The organism is Morganella sp. Je.2.23 (genome assembly GCF_051129855.1).
GTDB lineage: Bacteria > Pseudomonadota > Gammaproteobacteria > Enterobacterales > Enterobacteriaceae > Morganella > Morganella sibonii.
In genome coordinates, this window is the sequence record NZ_JBCPSQ010000001.1 from 805,234 (window position 1) to 822,662 (window position 17,429).

The 17,429-nt window shown below is 51.8% G+C and carries 17 protein-coding genes; 8 read left to right on the plus strand and 9 right to left on the minus strand.

What is annotated here, in order from left to right; all coding sequences use genetic code 11:
• Positions 1-14 precede the first annotated feature (14 nt).
• Positions 15-551: a DUF924 family protein gene (locus AAZR23_RS03870; RefSeq protein WP_434690625.1), complete on the plus strand. Its 537-nt coding sequence runs from the start codon at positions 15-17 to the stop codon at positions 549-551.
• Here AAZR23_RS03870 and AAZR23_RS03875 read toward each other — a convergent pair.
• The 3 genes from AAZR23_RS03875 to AAZR23_RS03885 form a co-directional block, all read right to left on the minus strand.
• Positions 528-1,811: a mechanosensitive ion channel family protein gene (locus AAZR23_RS03875; RefSeq protein WP_052926079.1), complete on the minus strand. Its 1,284-nt coding sequence runs from the start codon at positions 1,809-1,811 to the stop codon at positions 528-530. The genes AAZR23_RS03870 and AAZR23_RS03875 overlap by 24 nt on opposite strands.
• A gap of 196 nt (positions 1,812-2,007) precedes the next feature.
• The gene (locus AAZR23_RS03880) at positions 2,008-2,580 is read right to left on the minus strand and encodes an HdeD family acid-resistance protein (protein ID WP_434690629.1); all 573 of its coding nucleotides are present in this window, start codon (positions 2,578-2,580) and stop codon (positions 2,008-2,010) included.
• Between the two features lie 143 nt (positions 2,581-2,723).
• Positions 2,724-3,281 (minus strand): helix-turn-helix domain-containing protein, encoded by a 558-nt coding sequence (locus AAZR23_RS03885; protein WP_015422664.1) that lies wholly within the window; start codon positions 3,279-3,281, stop codon positions 2,724-2,726.
• Between the two features lie 106 nt (positions 3,282-3,387).
• Between AAZR23_RS03885 and AAZR23_RS03890 the strand changes: the two genes are divergently transcribed.
• Both AAZR23_RS03890 and AAZR23_RS03895 read left to right on the plus strand, forming a co-directional pair.
• Positions 3,388-4,050: an AzlC family ABC transporter permease gene (locus AAZR23_RS03890; RefSeq protein ID WP_166707641.1), complete on the plus strand. Its 663-nt coding sequence runs from the start codon at positions 3,388-3,390 to the stop codon at positions 4,048-4,050.
• The gene (locus AAZR23_RS03895; protein WP_052926081.1) at positions 4,050-4,376 is read left to right on the plus strand and encodes an AzlD domain-containing protein; all 327 of its coding nucleotides are present in this window, start codon (positions 4,050-4,052) and stop codon (positions 4,374-4,376) included. The genes AAZR23_RS03890 and AAZR23_RS03895 overlap by 1 nt, the downstream gene beginning before the upstream one ends.
• Positions 4,377-4,418: 42 nt before the next feature.
• On the opposite strand, the gene AAZR23_RS03900 is transcribed toward AAZR23_RS03895, so the two are convergent.
• The 4 genes from AAZR23_RS03900 to AAZR23_RS03915 all read right to left on the minus strand — a co-directional run bounded on the left by AAZR23_RS03900 (position 4,419) and on the right by AAZR23_RS03915 (position 7,697).
• Positions 4,419-4,991 (minus strand): cysteine hydrolase family protein, encoded by a 573-nt coding sequence (locus tag AAZR23_RS03900; RefSeq protein WP_052926082.1) that lies wholly within the window; start codon positions 4,989-4,991, stop codon positions 4,419-4,421.
• 35 nt (positions 4,992-5,026) lie between these two features.
• The gene (locus AAZR23_RS03905; RefSeq protein ID WP_434690635.1) at positions 5,027-6,445 is read right to left on the minus strand and encodes an ATP-binding protein; all 1,419 of its coding nucleotides are present in this window, start codon (positions 6,443-6,445) and stop codon (positions 5,027-5,029) included.
• Positions 6,446-7,111: a response regulator gene (locus AAZR23_RS03910; RefSeq protein ID WP_046892339.1), complete on the minus strand. Its 666-nt coding sequence runs from the start codon at positions 7,109-7,111 to the stop codon at positions 6,446-6,448.
• A 127-nt stretch (positions 7,112-7,238) separates the two neighbouring features.
• Positions 7,239-7,697: a DUF6097 family protein gene (locus AAZR23_RS03915; protein ID WP_166707642.1), complete on the minus strand. Its 459-nt coding sequence runs from the start codon at positions 7,695-7,697 to the stop codon at positions 7,239-7,241.
• Between the two features lie 191 nt (positions 7,698-7,888).
• On the opposite strand from AAZR23_RS03915, the gene AAZR23_RS03920 reads away from it, so the two are divergent.
• A complete protein-coding gene (locus AAZR23_RS03920; protein ID WP_434690638.1) occupies positions 7,889-8,695 on the plus strand; it encodes an MBL fold metallo-hydrolase in 807 nt (268 codons plus the stop codon).
• A gap of 18 nt (positions 8,696-8,713) precedes the next feature.
• On the opposite strand, the gene AAZR23_RS03925 is transcribed toward AAZR23_RS03920, so the two are convergent.
• Positions 8,714-9,262: an NADPH-dependent FMN reductase gene (locus AAZR23_RS03925; RefSeq protein WP_218428144.1), complete on the minus strand. Its 549-nt coding sequence runs from the start codon at positions 9,260-9,262 to the stop codon at positions 8,714-8,716.
• 150 nt (positions 9,263-9,412) lie between these two features.
• On the opposite strand from AAZR23_RS03925, the gene AAZR23_RS03930 reads away from it, so the two are divergent.
• Positions 9,413-11,479 carry a S9 family peptidase gene (locus tag AAZR23_RS03930; RefSeq protein WP_434690641.1) on the plus strand — a complete coding sequence of 689 codons (2,067 nt, stop codon included), beginning with the start codon at positions 9,413-9,415 and terminating at the stop codon, positions 11,477-11,479.
• A gap of 44 nt (positions 11,480-11,523) precedes the next feature.
• Here AAZR23_RS03930 and xseA read toward each other — a convergent pair whose 3' ends face one another.
• Complete coding sequence (gene xseA / locus AAZR23_RS03935; protein ID WP_434690644.1) at positions 11,524-12,900, minus strand: exodeoxyribonuclease VII large subunit; 1,377 nt, start codon at positions 12,898-12,900, stop codon at positions 11,524-11,526.
• A 172-nt stretch (positions 12,901-13,072) separates the two neighbouring features.
• Here xseA and guaB point away from each other — a divergent pair, with 172 nt between their 5' ends.
• The 3 genes from guaB (at position 13,073) to AAZR23_RS03950 (ending at position 17,400) form a co-directional block, all read left to right on the plus strand.
• On the plus strand, positions 13,073-14,539 hold the full coding sequence (gene guaB, locus AAZR23_RS03940; RefSeq protein WP_434690647.1) for an IMP dehydrogenase: 1,467 nt from the start codon (positions 13,073-13,075) through the stop codon (positions 14,537-14,539).
• Between the two features lie 59 nt (positions 14,540-14,598).
• Positions 14,599-16,176 carry a glutamine-hydrolyzing GMP synthase gene (gene guaA / locus AAZR23_RS03945; RefSeq protein ID WP_166707647.1) on the plus strand — a complete coding sequence of 526 codons (1,578 nt, stop codon included), beginning with the start codon at positions 14,599-14,601 and terminating at the stop codon, positions 16,174-16,176.
• Positions 16,177-16,755: 579 nt separating this feature from the next.
• On the plus strand, positions 16,756-17,400 hold the full coding sequence (locus AAZR23_RS03950) for a hydrolase (protein WP_182107764.1): 645 nt from the start codon (positions 16,756-16,758) through the stop codon (positions 17,398-17,400).
• The last annotated feature ends 29 nt before the right edge of the window (positions 17,401-17,429 follow it).

Here is a 17,429-nt window from a genome sequence, read left to right on the forward strand (position 1 = left end):
TAAGGAGCCTGACAATGGAAGCACAGCAGATACTGAATTTCTGGTTTAATGAAGCAACACCGGAGCAGTGGTTTAAGAAGGACACACAGTTTGATGACCTGATCCGTCGTCGTTTTCTTAAAATATGGGAACAGGCGGCAGCCGGGGAATGTTTCAGCTGGCGGGAGCATATCGGCGGGCGTCTGGCGGAAATTATTGTACTGGACCAGTTCTCCCGTAACCTCTGGCGCGGGGATGCACAGTCCTTTGCGCAGGATCCGATGGCACTGGTGCTGGCTCAGGAGGCGGTGAAAACAGCAGATTACCTGCAATTACCTCCGGTTCAGCGTAAATTTGTACTGATGCCGTATATGCATTCTGAATCCGCACTGATCCATCAGCAGGCAGAACTGCTGTTTAAAGGACTGGATGAGAGTACGGAAGATTACGAGCGGCGGCACAAAGCGATCATCGACCGCTTTGGCCGTTACCCGCACCGCAATGAGATTCTGGGACGAAACTCCACCCCGGAAGAGGCGGAGTTTCTGTTACAGCCCGGTTCGGCGTTCTGATTCACACTCACGGGCGAAATGGGCGGCGATACCGCGCATATCAAAGCCCGTTGGAGTCTGATGCACCCGCAGCCAGAATTGCGGGAGTATCGCGAACAGATGATCAAAAATATCGGACTGGATCTGCTCATAGCTTATCCATGCCGTCACATTGGTGAAAGCGTAGATCTCCACCGGCAGCCCGTCCGGTGTCGGGGCCAGCTGGCGTACCATGGTGGTCATTTTCTTGTGAATATGCGGATTGGCTTTGATATACGCCTCCGCATATGCACGGAATGTCCCGATATTGGTCAGCCGCCGCTGGTTAAGCGGGGTATTCGCTGGTTCCTGCGCGTTGTATTCCGAAATTTCCTGTAATTTGGCATCAATGTAACCGGCTATCAGGTGTGATTCCCGCAGCTGACTGATTTCCTCATCAGTCAGAAAGCGGATGCTGGTGGTATCCAGATTCATACTGCGTTTAATACGGCGTCCGCCGGATGCTGTCATTCCCTGCCAGTTTTTAAAGGAATCAGAGATCAGGGCGTAAGTCGGGATTGTGGTGATCGTATTATCCCAGTTCTGCACTTTTACGGTGGTCAGCCCGATATCTGTTACCGCACCATCCGCACCGTATTTCGGCATTTCCAGCCAGTCTCCGACATTGAGCATATCATTGACCGATAACTGAATACCGGCCACCAGCCCCATAATCGGATCTTTAAAGACCAGCATCAGAACCGCGGTCATGGCACCGAGTCCGCTCAGCAGAATCAGCGGCGATTTACCGATCAGCAGTGAAATAATCAGAATACTGAAAAGTACCGCGACAATCAGTTTCAGACTCTGCATGACACCGCGCAGCGGAAGGCGGCTCAGAGACGGAGTATGACGTGAGAGGCTCTGAAGAATATCCATGACTGAAAACAGCAGCAGCATGCCGAACAGCAGGCACCATGCCTGCGCACCGGTGGTGAGGATCTCCTGTGCGGCAGAGCCGCGTCCCAGCCAGACCAGCGCCTGGATATTAAAGACGATACCCTGAATCAGGAGTGCAAACCGGTTAAACAGCTTGGTCCGGGTGATGAGTGCGCCCCACGGACGCTGAGCGCCGCCGGTACGGCGTTCAATATACGGCAGCAGGCCTTTGTGCAGGATAAGATGCAGAATAACAGCGATAGCCAGAATAAGAACAATTACGCCGGTAATGGCCGTCCATGAAGCGTAATCATTACTGAGTTCAAATCGTTGTTGCAGCCATAGTCGCAGTTGTTGCTCCATAAAAAATATCTCCTGTGACGTGGTTTTTACAGACTCCTCAGTGAGCAGCAAAATATTAAAATGGGATCATATTGAATACTGTACCATTTTTCAGGTACGGATATTGAAAGGGTATGTAAAGTTGCGATAAAAGCGGAAAAAATGAAAAAAAGGGAAAATGGCGCGGCAAATGATTTGCCCGCGCCACCGGAAGCGGTTAATTATTCTTTTTAAGGACGGAAGCCGCGGCGATCAGCCCGAAAGAGCTGAACAGCAGTTCAATACCGACCAGAGTCGCTATCAGGGAGACAGATACAATCGGACCGTTACCGACCAGCAGGTAGGCGATAAACAGATCCAGCAGACCGATAATAATGTTCAGCCAGCTGCGCGCCTGCGATATCTGACGCAGACCGGAGCCCAGACGCAGGATCCCGCCCGCAATAAACAGAATGGCGAGCAGAATCGCGAGGCTGAGCATCCCGGTGAGCGGTTCGGTCAGGAAGACATAACCCAGAAGGAGATAGGCAACCGCAACCAGAACGGAAAACAGCTTACTGCCGCCGCTGTAAAGCCGGCTGCTGAGTGTCACAAATAACATGGAGAGCCCGTTTATCAGGAGCAGCCCCCCGATAATATAGCTGAGGGTGACACCGGAAATCAGCGGATTCATCAGACAGGCCACACCACCGGCCAGCAGGAGAATGGCGATGATCCACAAATAGCCCCGCTGTTTTTTCAGGGCACCGGCTGTCATATGAGTTAAATTCTGACGGTTAAAATCAAGCATGGTTTTTCCTTAGTAAGCCCGTTGTACCGGCATCAGTGCGTGCCGGAGCAGCCTGATACCGGATGCGGAATATACCCGAAATGATAAACTTCACTTTACATTATTTGCGATAAGTAAGTATTTGTGAATAGCAAATGCGTAAATCAATGCTCAATAATCATCACAGCCGTGGTATCCGGCTCCAGTGCTTTGAAAATATGCGGGACATCGCCGGGGTAGGAAATATAGTCGCCGGGCAGGAGTGTGGCGGGTTCATCAAGAGTACCAACGACAGCACTGCCGGTCATCAGGAGGATATGTTCGGTAACCTGTGCCATATGCGGCTCGGAAACACGATCTTTACCGGGCTGCGCCGTGATGGTGTACAGGTCACGCCGGTTAACCGCAGAAGCGGAAGAGAGCAGAAAAGCATGGTAATAGGCATTCTCGGCGCTGACCTGAATGCCTTCCCCGCGCCGCAGCACGGTTACCCGGCTTTTCGGGGTTTCAAACAGGCTGGCAAACGGGATATTCAGTGCCACGCAGAGTGACCACAGTGTTTCGATTCCCGGATTTCCCTGTGCCGACTCCAGTTGTGACAGTGTGGATTTGGCAATACCGGCACTGCGCGCAACATCGGCGATGGAACGACCCTGGCGCTGACGCTCTTCAGTCAGCCTGACAGCCATAATCTGCAGGGGCGGGGTGATAGGTGAATCCATAAAATGTACTCTCTGCTGGTTAACGGAAATAACCCGGAATTAACACTTGCGTAATTTAAAGCGTTCGACATAATGAACGTATCGTTCAATTTATAAGTCTATCGCAATGAAATTCGCTATTCCACTCGATAATGCCATGATCCGCAATATTTTGCTGGTCTGCGTGGCTGATTTAATTGTCGGCGTCTCCTACGGTGCGCTGGCACATGCCAGCGGATTCCCGCTCTGGGTACCGCTGACACTGTCCCTAGTTGTGCTGGCGGGTGCGTCAGAGTTTCTGTTTATCGGCGTGGTGGCCGCAGGCGGTAGTCCGGTGTCTGCCGCGCTGGCCGGATTGCTGGTCAATGCCCGTCACGTGCCGTTCAGTCTGGCGGTACATGATCTCGCCGGTACAGGCCCGAAAAAACTGCTGGGCTTTCATATTCTCAATGATGAGAGTGTGGTGTTCGGTCTGGCGGAAAAACAGAAAGATAAGCAAAAAGCCGCCTTCTGGCTGTGCGGACTGGGAATTTTTCTGTGCTGGCCGCTGGGAACGATTATCGGTGAGTTTCTCGGCACGTTTATTGTGGATACCAAAGCGCTGGGTCTGGATGCGATGTTCCCGGCCATTATCCTTGCATTATGTCTGCCTGCACTGCGTGAAGCGAAAACCCGCCGCGCCGCATTGCTGGGTGCTGTAATTGCACTGGCCGCCACACCGTTTTTACCGCCGGGTATCCCGGTACTGTTATCACTGCTGGGGCTGGTTGTCAGCCTGAGGAGAGCATAATGCCGGATACATTATCCATTCTGACGGGGATCGCACTGCTGGCGGTCGGGACGTATGCCATGCGGGCTTCCGGGGCACTGCTCAGCGGGCGTTTCTCGGTGTCGTCACATGTCAAAAATCTGCTCTCAGCGGGTGCGATTGTCATCCTGTTTGCCGTGGCAGTGACCATGACTATTTTCAGCGGGCAGGAATTATCAGACTGGCCGAAAATGGCCGGGGTGGCGGTTGCCGGGTTGCTGACATGGTATAAAAAGCCGTTTCTGGTGATAGTGCTGGCTGCCGCGATTGTGACCGCGCTGCTGCGTTATCTGCTGTCGCTGTGGTAAGCAAGGAGATCCGCGCAGGGAAACTGCGCGGATAATGAAAAGTTATTGTGCCAGCCAGGCGGCGGAGGTGGTGATAGCGGCCATCGGCCGGAGCATCTCCAGGCTTATCTGATGCAGCTCTGCTGTCGGGGCGGCACATAAATCTTCTGCCACCGAGACATAAAACCCGCTGTCGTGGGCATAACGTGCCGTACTCTGAATCGCCATCACGGTACTGACACCAGCCAGAACCAGATGCTCAATCCCGGCTTTGCGCAGCCAGATCAGTAAATCATTTCCCGCAAAGGCACTGACGCCTTTTTTCACAAAGCAGATATCCTCTTTCTGTACATCCGTGCCGTCTGCCCAGTCACAACCGCTGCCGCTCAGTTTCAGGGCGCCAATCTCTTTTGCCCGCTGAAACATCGGTGACCCGGCAGGGATATCATGCCAGTCATCCGCAAACCCGACCCGTACCCATATTACGGGGATCGCCCGCAGCCGTGCCTGACGGGCGGTTTCCCGCGTGGCGGCGATCAGGTGACGGGCTTCTGTCTGTTCATGACAGGCATTGGAAAGCCCGTGTTTACCGGTAATGTCATTGATAAGGTCGATAATAATCAGTGCCTGTTTCATCTGTCCCTCCTGTTCTGACTGTTTTCAGCATAGCCTTATGTATCAGAACTGTCATGGGATGCGGCGGGAATTTCACGGTTTTCAGCCGGAATATGGATCACAAACCCGATACCACGCTGTTGTAATCCGTCGGTGACCGAGAGATAACCGCCGATCTTTTCCGCCAGATTCTGGGCAATAGCAAGGCCGAGGCCACTGCCGTTTTCACTGCTGCCGGGGACACGGAAAAAACGTGAAAACAGACGATGACGATGCTGTTCACTGATCCCGTCACCGTTATCACGGATGATTATCTGTACTTCCTCCGGTGTTCCGGTGTTCAGTGAGACTTCCGCCTGACTGCCCGGCGGACAGTATTTCACCGCATTATTTAATATATTGTTGATAATGGAGAACAGTGCCTGTTTATCGCTGACAATAATGCAGCTTTCCGGGCCGTCGAAGGAAAATTCAATATCTTTGCGCAGGGCATAGGGCACCAGTGTCGCAATAGCGTGGCTCAGCGCCTGAGTCAGGTCGATTTTTTCCATTTTCAGCGGATAATCTTCCGTTTCCAGCCGGGCCAGATCAATCAGCTGCCGCGATAATGACACCGCGCGATCCAGACTGATTTCCATATCGGCGGTAATTTCGTTACGTTCCGCCGGGTCATCAATCTGTTTGAGCAGATGAATTTGTGCCAGTACCGCGGCAATCGGCGTGCGCAGTTCATGAGCGGCATCCGCCATAAACTGTTTTTCCCGCAGATTGGCAGCATCCACCCGTTGCATCAGCTGGTTGATGGCATGCAGTACCGGACGCATTTCATTGTACTGATACTTCATACTGATTGGTGTCAGATTGCCCGGATTGCGGGTGGCGATACTGCGGGTGGTTTCACGCAGCGGGCGCAGACTGAGATAGGTGGTGATAATAGTGGATGACAGCATAGTACCGAGAATAAACAGCAGCGGAACGGCGGTACCGGTTGCCGGGTCGCCGATCAGCATATGACGGTCGGTACCGGATTCGCCGATCACCGCGGTGCGCTGCATATCCGGGTCGGTATTATAAGCAAGATACCAGGTTTCACCGTCCTCAGAGAAACGCTCGATTCCGTCCGGTTTCAGCGGAATATGGACATCCGGTTTATTGCTGTACAGGACTTCACCCGTTGTGCTGTGCAGAATGGCGACCAGCGGATCATAATTTTCCTCTTCCAGCCCGCTTTTCATCGCATTGGCGTACATGCTCTCCAGTGCCCGGGTGATTTGCGGAAAGGTGGCGGAATCTGTGGGGGTTTCCCGCAGGGTATCGGACATCCCCCGGGCAATAACCATTTGCTGAGCGTTAAAATCTTCACTTAAATCCGGCAGGTAAGCGTATTTCAGCCAGGCAATCCAGACGCCCCACAGCAGGAGCATTGAGAACGTCTGGAGGAGAACGGTATAAACAAAGAATGAGCGGATTCTCACTTATTCGCTGTCCTTTTTCAGCAGATAGCCAATTCCGCGGACAGTAATCACTTTTTCTTTGCCGATTTTACGGCGCAGATTATGGATATGCACTTCCAGGGAGTTACTTTCGATTTTATCGTCCAGCCCGAATAAACGCTGTTCCAGCTCCGGTTTGCGTACCACATTGCCGGTATTACGCATTAACTCGTACAGTAACTGATATTCTTTACCGGAGAGCAATAATAATTCATCGTTCAGCGTTACCTGATGGTTCATCGGGTTAAGAGTAATATTATCCACTTTCCATAATTGTGAGGAAAAACCGGCAATACGGCGGGAAACCGCTTTAACCCGTGAAATTAATTCCGGCAGTTCAACGGGTTTGGAAATAAAATCATCCGCTCCCGAATCAAGGGAATTCACCAGATGATCACGCTGGTTGCGGGCAGTCATAATAATAATCGGAATTTGTTCCCCGTTATTACGCCATTCAACCAGAGAGTCAAAACCGTCGCCGTCAGGCAACCCGAGGTCCAGCAGCATCAGATCAAAGTGCTGTTCTGTCAGCCGCCTGCGGGCGTCGGCCAGCAGACGCAGCCAGCACACCCGGAAACCGGCCAGTTCCAGACCCCGGCACAATGCTTTGCCTAATTGTAAATCGTCTTCGACTAATAGAATTTGCACGTTTTTTTCTCTCTCTCTGTAAATTCGCTCTGTAAAAGCGGATTTCAGTATAGCATTGACGTTTACTGTGACAACGCAGGCAAATTAATGTGACAACGGGGCTTAATCTGATCTTAATCCGTTCCGGTTACCGAGATATCCGGCTGATAAAGTCATCAATCAGATGGCCGGCATATTTTTCTGCCTGTTTTTGCAGGAAATAAAAATAAAAAATAGTCCCGAACAACACCGCCGCATAAATAAATACAGCCCAAATGTAAGTCAGGCTATAGTCCAGCAGGGTCAGTGAAAGATAGCTGATATCGATATTCAGTGACAGGGTATCAATAATCTTCTGTGAAAACAGCAGCAGAGAGAAGAGTAATACCGGCAGGGCGAGTATCCCGGTCAGTATATTGACTTTTTTCCGGCGAACCGCCAGGGCGGGATAATGTTCATCATGCATATAGGCGGCGATATCCGTGAGCTGATCATCCAGATCATCACGACAGGCTACCGGTACATCCTGTTTTTCTATTTGCTGATGCAAAAGGCGTAAAAGCTGACTGTTATCGGTGCTTTTCGCAAAAGCGGTAATAATTCCCATGCGGAACTCCTGAAAGTCGGTATCGGCCGGCTATTATTTAACAATTTTACAGCCGGGTCATGCTGATTTATTAACATTACCTGAATTAAATCATAATCTGCGCTCTGCGGTACAATACAGATGCGTTATAGCGGAAAACACTGTGTTATATATAACGGCAGAACATATTTATCTTTCAGGGATTATTATCCATGTTACGTATCACTGCACTGCTGGAAAATACTAATTCTGACCCGAAACTGGAATCTCACGCCGGTCTGAGCCTGCTGCTGGAGGACGGCGATACCTCGCTGCTGTTTGATACGGGCGCAGACGATACCTATATCCGTAATGCACAGGCGCTGGAGATTTCACTGTCAGAAATTGATGCGGTGGTACTGTCGCACGGTCATTATGACCATTTCGGCGGATTAACCCGCACTGAACGGCATAAACTGCCGTCCCCGCTGACAGTGATTGCGCATCCGCACATTTTTGAGCCGCGCCGTGCCGCGCTGTGGCTGGGCAGTTACCCGCTGAAATTCAAACGGTTATCCCCCTTGTTCTGTGAGGACACACTGCGCCGTGACTATCAGTTTGTGCTGACCGAAAAGCCGTACGCGATTTCATCCCGTTTTTTGTTTGCCGGAGAAATCACCCGGCGGGCCGTGGTGCGCCGTTACGGGGTTTTGCTCAGAAGCGGGGAGGCGGATTATGTCCGGGATGACAGTTTTCTGATCTGGCACGGGGAGGCGGGGATTGTGATCATCACCGGATGCAGCCATTCCGGGATTGAGTCGGTAATACAGCATGCGCGGGCTTTGACGGATAATGCACCGGTACAGGCGGTGGTCGGCGGACTGCATCTGCGCCGGGCAACACCGGCCGCGTTACGCCGTGCCGCAGAGGCACTTGGCCCGGAAACCCGGGTGTACGGCTGTCACTGTACCGGAGACAGAGGGCGTCATGCCCTGAATGCGGATGATTTTAATACCGGGCAGCAACTGACATTCCGCTGAGTCTGCCCGGCCGGATTATCAGCTGTGCGCTTCCAGGAAGCGGACATAGGCATCGGCCCATTTCTGCACAAAAGCACCGGTTTTTTCGCTGAATGTGCCGTCTGCGCTGACCATGCCGTCATACCATTGCAGGTACATTTCCGGCTGGTTGAGAGTCGGCATATTCAGAAATGCCAGCACATTGCGCAGGTGCTGCTGTGCCATCGCCGTACCCATTGCCCCGGCAGAGGTGCCGATCACAGCAGCGGGTTTACTGTCCCAGCTGTTCTGTCCCCACGGACGGGAGCCCTGATCCAGTGCGTTTTTCAGCACACCGGGGACAGAGCGGTTATACTCCGGCGTGACAAAAATCACACCGTCAGCCTGTGAAATCTGCTGTTTGAATGCCAGTACTTCAGCAGGCGGCTGTGCATCACAGTCCTGATTATAGAGCGGCAGTGAACCGATACTGACAAATTCACACTGAATGTGTGCGGGGAAAAGGGAGACCAGAGCATGCGCCAGCTGACGGTTGTAACTTTGCTCACGCAGAGAACCGACAACAACAGCAACGCGGTATTGTTTCATTGTAACCTCCTGAACCGGTGAAAACCCGGTGATGAATAAAGAATTAAAACAAATGAAAACGTTACTATCATAGTGCGGAATCGCGGAACAAAGGGCAGAATTTAGTAAATTTTTATGACATCACAACAAAAAAACAGATCAGGAGCAGGTATGACTATCCCGCAGGCCCTTAAACGTCCGGTACAGTTCACCGCACACGGTGAAACCCGGACGGATAATTACTACTGGCTGCGGGATGATACCCGCAGTGATCCGCTGGTTATTCAGTATCTGACGGATGAAAACCGCTATACACAACAGAAACTGAAGGCCGCTGAACCGCTGCGAGAGGCGCTGTATGAGGAGATGGTTGCCCGTATGCCGCAGGCCGATGAATCCGCGCCGTACCGTTATAACGGTTATGTGTATCGCACCCGTTTTGAGGCAGGTAAAGAGTATCCGCTGTATGAGCGGCGCAAAATAACCGGTGACGAGTGGGAACTGCTGGCGGACGGCAATGTGCGGGCAGAGGGGCTGGCGTATTACGAGCTGGTTTCGCTGGCCGTCAGTGCGGATAACCGCCGTATCGCGATTGCCGAGGATAAAGTCGGCCGCCGTGAATATCAGGTTGCTTATCGTGATCTGACTGATAATGACTGGCAGGAATCGGTGCTGACAGACGTGGCTGACGATCTGGTGTGGTCAGCCGACGGTTCGGTGTTGTTCTATGTACGCCAGGATCCGCAGACATTGCTGCCGTTCGAGGTATATCGCCACCGTTTCGGTACCGATACCACACAGGATGAACTGGTGTACCGCGAGGAAGATGATCGTTTTTATACCGGGTTATCCCTGTCATCCTCCCGTGACTGGATTTTTATCGGCTGTCACAGCCCGGTCACCTCTGAGGTTCAGCTGGTGAATGCCAATGCGCCGTTACAGCCACCGGTTTGTTTCTCACCGCGTCAGGACGGGCGCGAATACCATATTGATCATCTGGACGGGCAGTTTTATATCCGCTCTGACCACGAAAATGAATTGTTTGGCCTCTATCAGACCGATTCCCCGGAGCATCCGTGGCAAACGCTGATTGCACCGCAACCGGATACCGATCTGGAGGATTTCACACTGTTTCGTGACTGGCTGGTATTACAGGAACGGCACGCCGCGCTGCCGAAAATCCGTATTATTCACCGGCAGAGCGGGAAAGAAACACAAGTCGCATTTGATGACGGTGCTTATTGCGCATGGCTCGGACTGAATCCGGAGCCGGACAGTCAGTTGCTGCGCTACGGCTATACCTCGATGACCACACCGGCGTCGGTGTATGAACTGAATATGGCCAGCGGAGAACGTACGTTACTGAAACAGACGCAGGTAAACGGTTTTCAGCGGGAGAATTATCACAGTGAACGGATCTGGATCACTGCCCGTGACGGCGTACAGGTACCGGTTTCACTGGTCTGGCATAAAGATCACTATCAGCCCGGACACGATTCACAGGGACACGATTCACAGGGAGATAATCCGCTGCTGATTGAAGGCTACGGCGCGTATGGCGCCAGTATGGACCCGGATTTCGACGCCAACCGGCTGAGTTTGCTTGATCGCGGTTTTGTTTATGCTCAGGCGCATATCCGCGGCGGCGGTGAACTGGGTAAGCGCTGGTACAATGCCGGAAAAATGCAGCATAAAATCAACAGTTTTAATGATTTTGTTGATGTAACGCGGGAACTGATTGCACGGCGTTATGGTGCGAAAGACCGGATCTACGCAACCGGCGGCAGTGCGGGCGGTTTGCTGATGGGAGCGGTGATTAATCAGGCTCCGGAGCTGTATCGCGGCATTGTGACGCAGGTGCCGTTTGTGGATGCGCTGACCACCATGTCTGATCCGTCCATTCCGCTGACCACCGGTGAGTATGACGAGTGGGGCAATCCGGAAAATGAATCAGCTTACCGCGACATCCGCGCCTACAGCCCTTATGACAACATTGAGGCGAAAGCTTACCCGAATATGCTGGTAACCAGCGGTCTGCACGATTCACAGGTACAATACTGGGAGCCGGCAAAATGGGTGGCAAAACTGCGGGAGATGAAAACGGATGATAATCTGCTGCTGCTCTATACCGATATGGAAGCAGGGCACGGCGGTAAATCGGGACGATTTAACTATTTGTGGGATGTGGCACTCGGTTATGTGTTCCTGCTGATGGTGGATGAACAGCGGGTTCCGTGACACCGTCACTTAATGTGTGACAGTGTCACCGGTAAAACCGTATATTACTCAGCGGCTTTTCGTTTACGGGCAGCCGCTTTTTTGTGTACGGCGATAATTTCACTCTCCACACTGCCATCCTGTAACAGGGTGGTGATTTTCTGCCCGACTTTCACCTGACGGGTTTTGTTCAGCACCTCACCGCTGTCTGTCTGGCTGATACTGAACCCGCGGCTGAGTGTTGCCAGCGGGCTGACACCTTCGAGCGTTGAACAGAGACGCCCGAAACGCTCACGCTGCTGACTGAGTTGTTCCCGCATAGCGGAGGAGAGACGGAACTGCAACTGCTGAACATGGCGCTGCTGCTGTTGTAACTGCGGACGCGGGTCACGGCGCATCAGACGCTGTTCAGCTTGTGTCAGCTGACGGGATTTTTGTGTCAGCATATGCTGTCCGGCCTGAATCAGCCGTTGTTCGAGTCGCTGAATCAGCTGTTGCTGCCGTGCCAGACGCAATTGCGGATGCTGTTGCTGTAAACGGTGATGTAACTGGCTGAACAATCGCTGTTTTCTGGCAATAAAATAGTCCATCGCCATTTCCAGACGCTGCTGAACAGACTGGATCTGCCGCAGGCGTTCAGTCAGATCAAGGCTGACCAGTTCGGCGGCTGCGGAGGGGGTCGGTGCCCGCAAATCCGCGACAAAATCGGCGATAGTGATATCCGTTTCATGGCCGACGGCACTGATCACCGGCAGACGGCTGGCAAAAATCGCCCGAGCCACCCGCTCATCATTGAAACTCCACAAATCTTCCAGTGAACCGCCGCCGCGCCCGACAATCAGCACATCACACTCATCACGGCGGTTGGCGGTTTCGATAGCACGGACAATTTGTGCCGGTGCATCGGCTCCCTGAACCTGTGCGGGATAAATAATAACCGGCAGCGACGGATCACGGCGGCGCAGAATATTCAGAATATCGTGCAGGGCGGCACCGGTAGCGGATGTCACCACCCCCACGCAGGTGGCAGGTACCGGCAGCGGTTTTTTCAGACGGGTATCAAACAGTCCTTCGGCTTTCAGCTTCTCTTTCAGCAGTTCAAACTGCTGCTGAAGCAAACCTTCACCGGCGGGCTGCATGGATTCAATAATCAGCTGATAATCCCCGCGCGGCTCATACAGGGTGATCGCGGCGCGCACCAGCACCTGCTGCCCGTTCTGCGGTACAAATGTCACACGGCTGTTATTGCCGCGGAACATCGCTGCCCGCACCTGGGATTTTTCATCTTTCAGGGTAAAATACCAGTGACCGGAAGACGGGCGTGAGAAGTTGGAGATCTCCGCGCTGATCCAAATCCGGCCCATTTCCAGCTCGAGTAACTGCCGGACTGTCGTATTTAACCGGGTAACAGTAAAAATTGCGGTATTTTCAGGTAGCAACATGTGAGCCAGATCAAATAATAAAACAAGGACTTAATTGTCCGATACTACCGCCTTCTGACAGATTATCAACGAATTTTTAAAAAAAAGGCTAGGCGCAACCGATTACCACCTGTATAATGCCGCGGCAATATTTTATCTTCTTTCAATCCTGCTGCCTGGTGAGATATTGCACATGTTACGTATTAAAAAAGAAGCTTTAACCTTTGATGATGTCCTCTTAGTTCCTGCACACTCCACAGTTCTGCCTAACACTGCCGATTTATCGACACAACTCACTGCGAAGATCCGTCTGAACGTCCCGATGATCTCGGCGGCGATGGATACTGTAACGGAAGCGCGTCTGGCGATTGCCCTTGCCCAGGAAGGCGGTATCGGCTTTATCCACAAAAATATGTCCATCGAGCGTCAGGCCGATGAAGTCCGCCGTGTGAAAAAACACGAAAGCGGCGTGGTTTCTGATCCGCAGACTGTTACCCCGTGCACCACACTGCGTGAAGTTCAGGTTCTGACCGAACAGAACGGTTTCGCCGGTTATCCGGTAGTCACTACCGATAATGAATTAGTCGGTATCATCACCGGCCGTGATGTGCGTTTCGTGACTGACCTGGATCAGCCGGTTACTGCTGTTATGACGCCGAAAGAGCGTCTGGTAACTATCCGCGAAGGCGAAGCCCGTGAAGTGGTTTTGAAGAAAATGCATGAACGCCGCGTGGAAAAAGCGCTGGTGGTGGATGATGCATTCCATCTGCTCGGTATGATCACCGTCAAAGACTTCCAGAAAGCAGAGCGTAAACCAAACGCCTGTAAAGATGAGCACGGCCGCCTGCGTGTCGGTGCGGCTGTCGGTGCCGGTGCCGGTAACGAAGAGCGTGTTGATGCGCTGGTGGCTGCCGGTGTGGACGTTCTGTTAATCGACTCCTCTCACGGTCATTCTGAAGGCGTGTTACAGCGCATCCGTGAAACCCGTGAAAAATACCCTGATCTCGAAATCATCGGCGGTAACGTCGCCACAGCCGAAGGTGCGAAAGCCCTGGCGGCCGCTGGTGTCAGCGCGGTGAAAGTGGGTATCGGCCCGGGTTCTATCTGTACCACCCGTATCGTGACCGGCGTGGGTGTACCTCAGTTAACCGCGATTTCTGATGCGGTTGAAGCACTGGAAGGTACCGGCATCCCTGTTATCGCTGACGGCGGTATCCGTTTCTCCGGTGATATCGCGAAAGCGCTGGCTGCCGGTGCGGCATGTGTGATGGTCGGTTCGATGTTTGCCGGTACCGAGGAATCTCCGGGAGAAGTGGAACTCTACCAGGGCCGCGCTTACAAATCTTACCGTGGTATGGGCTCACTCGGTGCGATGTCCAAAGGGTCTTCAGACCGTTACTTCCAGACCGATAACGCTGCTGACAAACTGGTGCCGGAAGGTATCGAAGGCCGTGTGGCTTACAAAGGTGTGCTGAAAACTATCGTTCACCAGCAAATGGGCGGCCTGCGCTCTTGCATGGGACTGACCGGTTGTGCAACTATTCACGAACTGAATACTAAAGCAGAGTTTGTCCGTATCAGTGGTGCCGGGATTCAGGAAAGTCACGTTCATGATGTGACGATCACCAAAGAAGCACCAAACTACCGTTCAGGTCTCTGATTCATGCGGCGGTCTGCGGACCGCCAGCCTATAATTGTTTGCTTTTGGAACATACATTAATGACAACGAATATTCATCAGCACCGCATTCTTATCCTTGACTTTGGATCGCAGTACACTCAGCTGATCGCGCGCCGTATCCGTGAAATCGGCGTTTATTGTGAACTGTGGGCATGGGATGTCACTGAAGAACAGATCCGTAATTTCAATCCGAACGGTATTATTCTCTCCGGCGGCCCGGAAAGCACCACTGAACACAACAGCCCGCGCGCACCGGAATATGTCTTCCGTGCCGGTGTGCCGGTTCTCGGCATCTGCTACGGCATGCAGACCATGTCTATGCAACTCGGCGGCGCGGTGGAAACCTCTGACGAGCGCGAGTTCGGTTATGCGCAGGTCGAAATCCGTGAAACCTGCGAACTGTTCCGTGGCATCCATGACATGCTGGATGACAACGGCAAACCGCTGCTGGATGTCTGGATGAGCCACGGCGACAAAGTTACCGCTATCCCGTCTGATTTCGTGACTGTTGCCAGCACTGAAACCTGTCCGTTCGCAATCATGGCAAACGACGAAAAACGTTTCTACGGCGTGCAGTTCCACCCGGAAGTCACTCATACTCACCAGGGACTGGAAATCCTCAAACGTTTCGTGCTGGATATCTGTCAGTGTGAAGCACTGTGGACGCCGGAAGCCATTATCGAAGACACCGTTATCCGTCTGCGTGAGCAGATCGGTGACGACCACGTCATCCTGGCACTTTCCGGCGGCGTGGATTCCTCTGTAACCGCGATGCTGTTAAACCGCGCCATCGGCAAACGTCTGACCTGTGTATTCGTGGATAACGGCTTGCTGCGTCTGAACGAAGCAGAGCAGGTTATGGAGATGTTCGAAGGTAAATTTGACCTCAATATCATCCACGCCAAAGCGGAAGACCGTTTCCTGAATGCCCTGAAAGGTATTGCGGACCCGGAAGCCAAACGTAAAGCTATCGGCCATACATTCATTGAAATTTTTGACGAAGAAGCATCAAAACAGAAACAGGTCAAATGGCTGGCGCAGGGCACTATCTATCCGGATGTGATTGAATCTGCCGCCTCTGAAACCGGTAAAGCCCATGTAATCAAATCCCACCATAACGTCGGCGGTCTGCCGGAAGATATGGAGCTGGGACTGGTTGAGCCGCTGCGCGAACTGTTTAAAGACGAAGTCCGCCGTATCGGTCTGCAGCTGGGTCTGCCGTACGATATGCTGTACCGTCATCCGTTCCCGGGCCCGGGCCTGGGTGTCCGCGTGCTGGGCGAAGTGAAAAAAGAGTACTGCGACATCCTGCGCCGCGCCGATGCTATCTTTATCGAAGAGCTGCACAAAGCGGATCTGTACCACAAAGTCAGCCAGGCATTCACTGTCTTCCTGCCGGTACGTTCTGTCGGTGTCATGGGCGACGGCCGTAAATACGACTGGGTTGTCTCACTGCGCGCAGTCGAAACTATCGACTTTATGACCGCACACTGGGCACATCTGCCATACGACCTGTTAGGCCGTGTCTCCAACCGCATCATCAATGAAGTCGACGGCATTTCCCGTGTCGTATACGACGTCAGCGGCAAGCCACCGGCGACGATTGAGTGGGAATAATCCCCCAATAAAAACCCGCTGGCAGTGACTGGAAAAATAACGAATTAAGCCCATGTAAAAGTGGGCTTTTTTGTTTTTATGGCTTGTCGTGCCCAGCACTTATTAGCAGCTTCAGGCACAAGTTGAATGAGTATTAAAGTGGGTATTATTGCATCTTGTTACCGGGATATTTACATTATGGCCGGTATACAAAAGATAAAATAAGAAAAGAGTGATAAAGGACAAAATGAGATATTTTTTGGGATCATCTGAATAACGAATGATTATTAATATAAGACGGGAAGTTAATATCATTTCATGCAGAACAATAAAACAAAGAAAGAATTAATATGCTGTGTTTAAGTGAAACTATAATGAACGTATTGTTATCAATGCACAAAACCGTCTCTGTTTATTCTGTAAAATCCGGCATAAAAGATAAATAAATCAAAAGATAACAAATCTCGTTCATTTTTTTTGACTTCTAAAGTCAAATTTGCCATCTGGTCATTATCAGGTGAGAACTTATTATGTTTCCTGTCAGTAAGTGAGTTTAATACTCAGGCGTTATCAACTTAACTAATTGAACAGGAATATATTATGTCTAAATTAGAGCTGTTAAGTCCGCAAAACTCCGCCGTTATTTTTATTGATCATCAGCCGCAAATGGCTTTCGGTGTGGCTAATATTGACCGCCAGCAACTGAAAAATAATACCGTTGGTCTGGCGAAAGCAGCAAAAATTTTCAATGTGCCGACCATTTATACCTCTGTTGAAACAGAAAGCTTCAGCGGATATATCTGGCCTGAATTATTGGCTGTCCATCCTGAATCAAAACCTATCGAACGTACCTCCATGAACTCCTGGGAAGATCAGAAGTTTGTCGAAGCCGTTAAAGCAACCGGCCGTAAAAAGTTAGTTATGGCGGCATTATGGACTGAAGTCTGCTTAAATTTCCCGACCTTAATGGCGATTGAAGCAGGCTATGAAGTTTATATTGTGACAGATGCATCCGGCGGTACGTCAGTTGATGCGCATGAACGTTCCATTGACCGTATGGTGCAGGCCGGGGCTGTTCCTGTTACCTGGCAGCAGGTATTACTGGAGTACCAGCGTGACTGGTCCCGCAAAGAAACCTATGACGCGGTGATGGGGCTGGTTCAGGAGCACAGCGGTGCTTACGGCATGGGTGTTGATTATGCCTATACCATGGTTCATAAAGCACCTCAGCGCGTTATCAGATAACAGTGTTATAACCGGCGAGGTCACTCTCC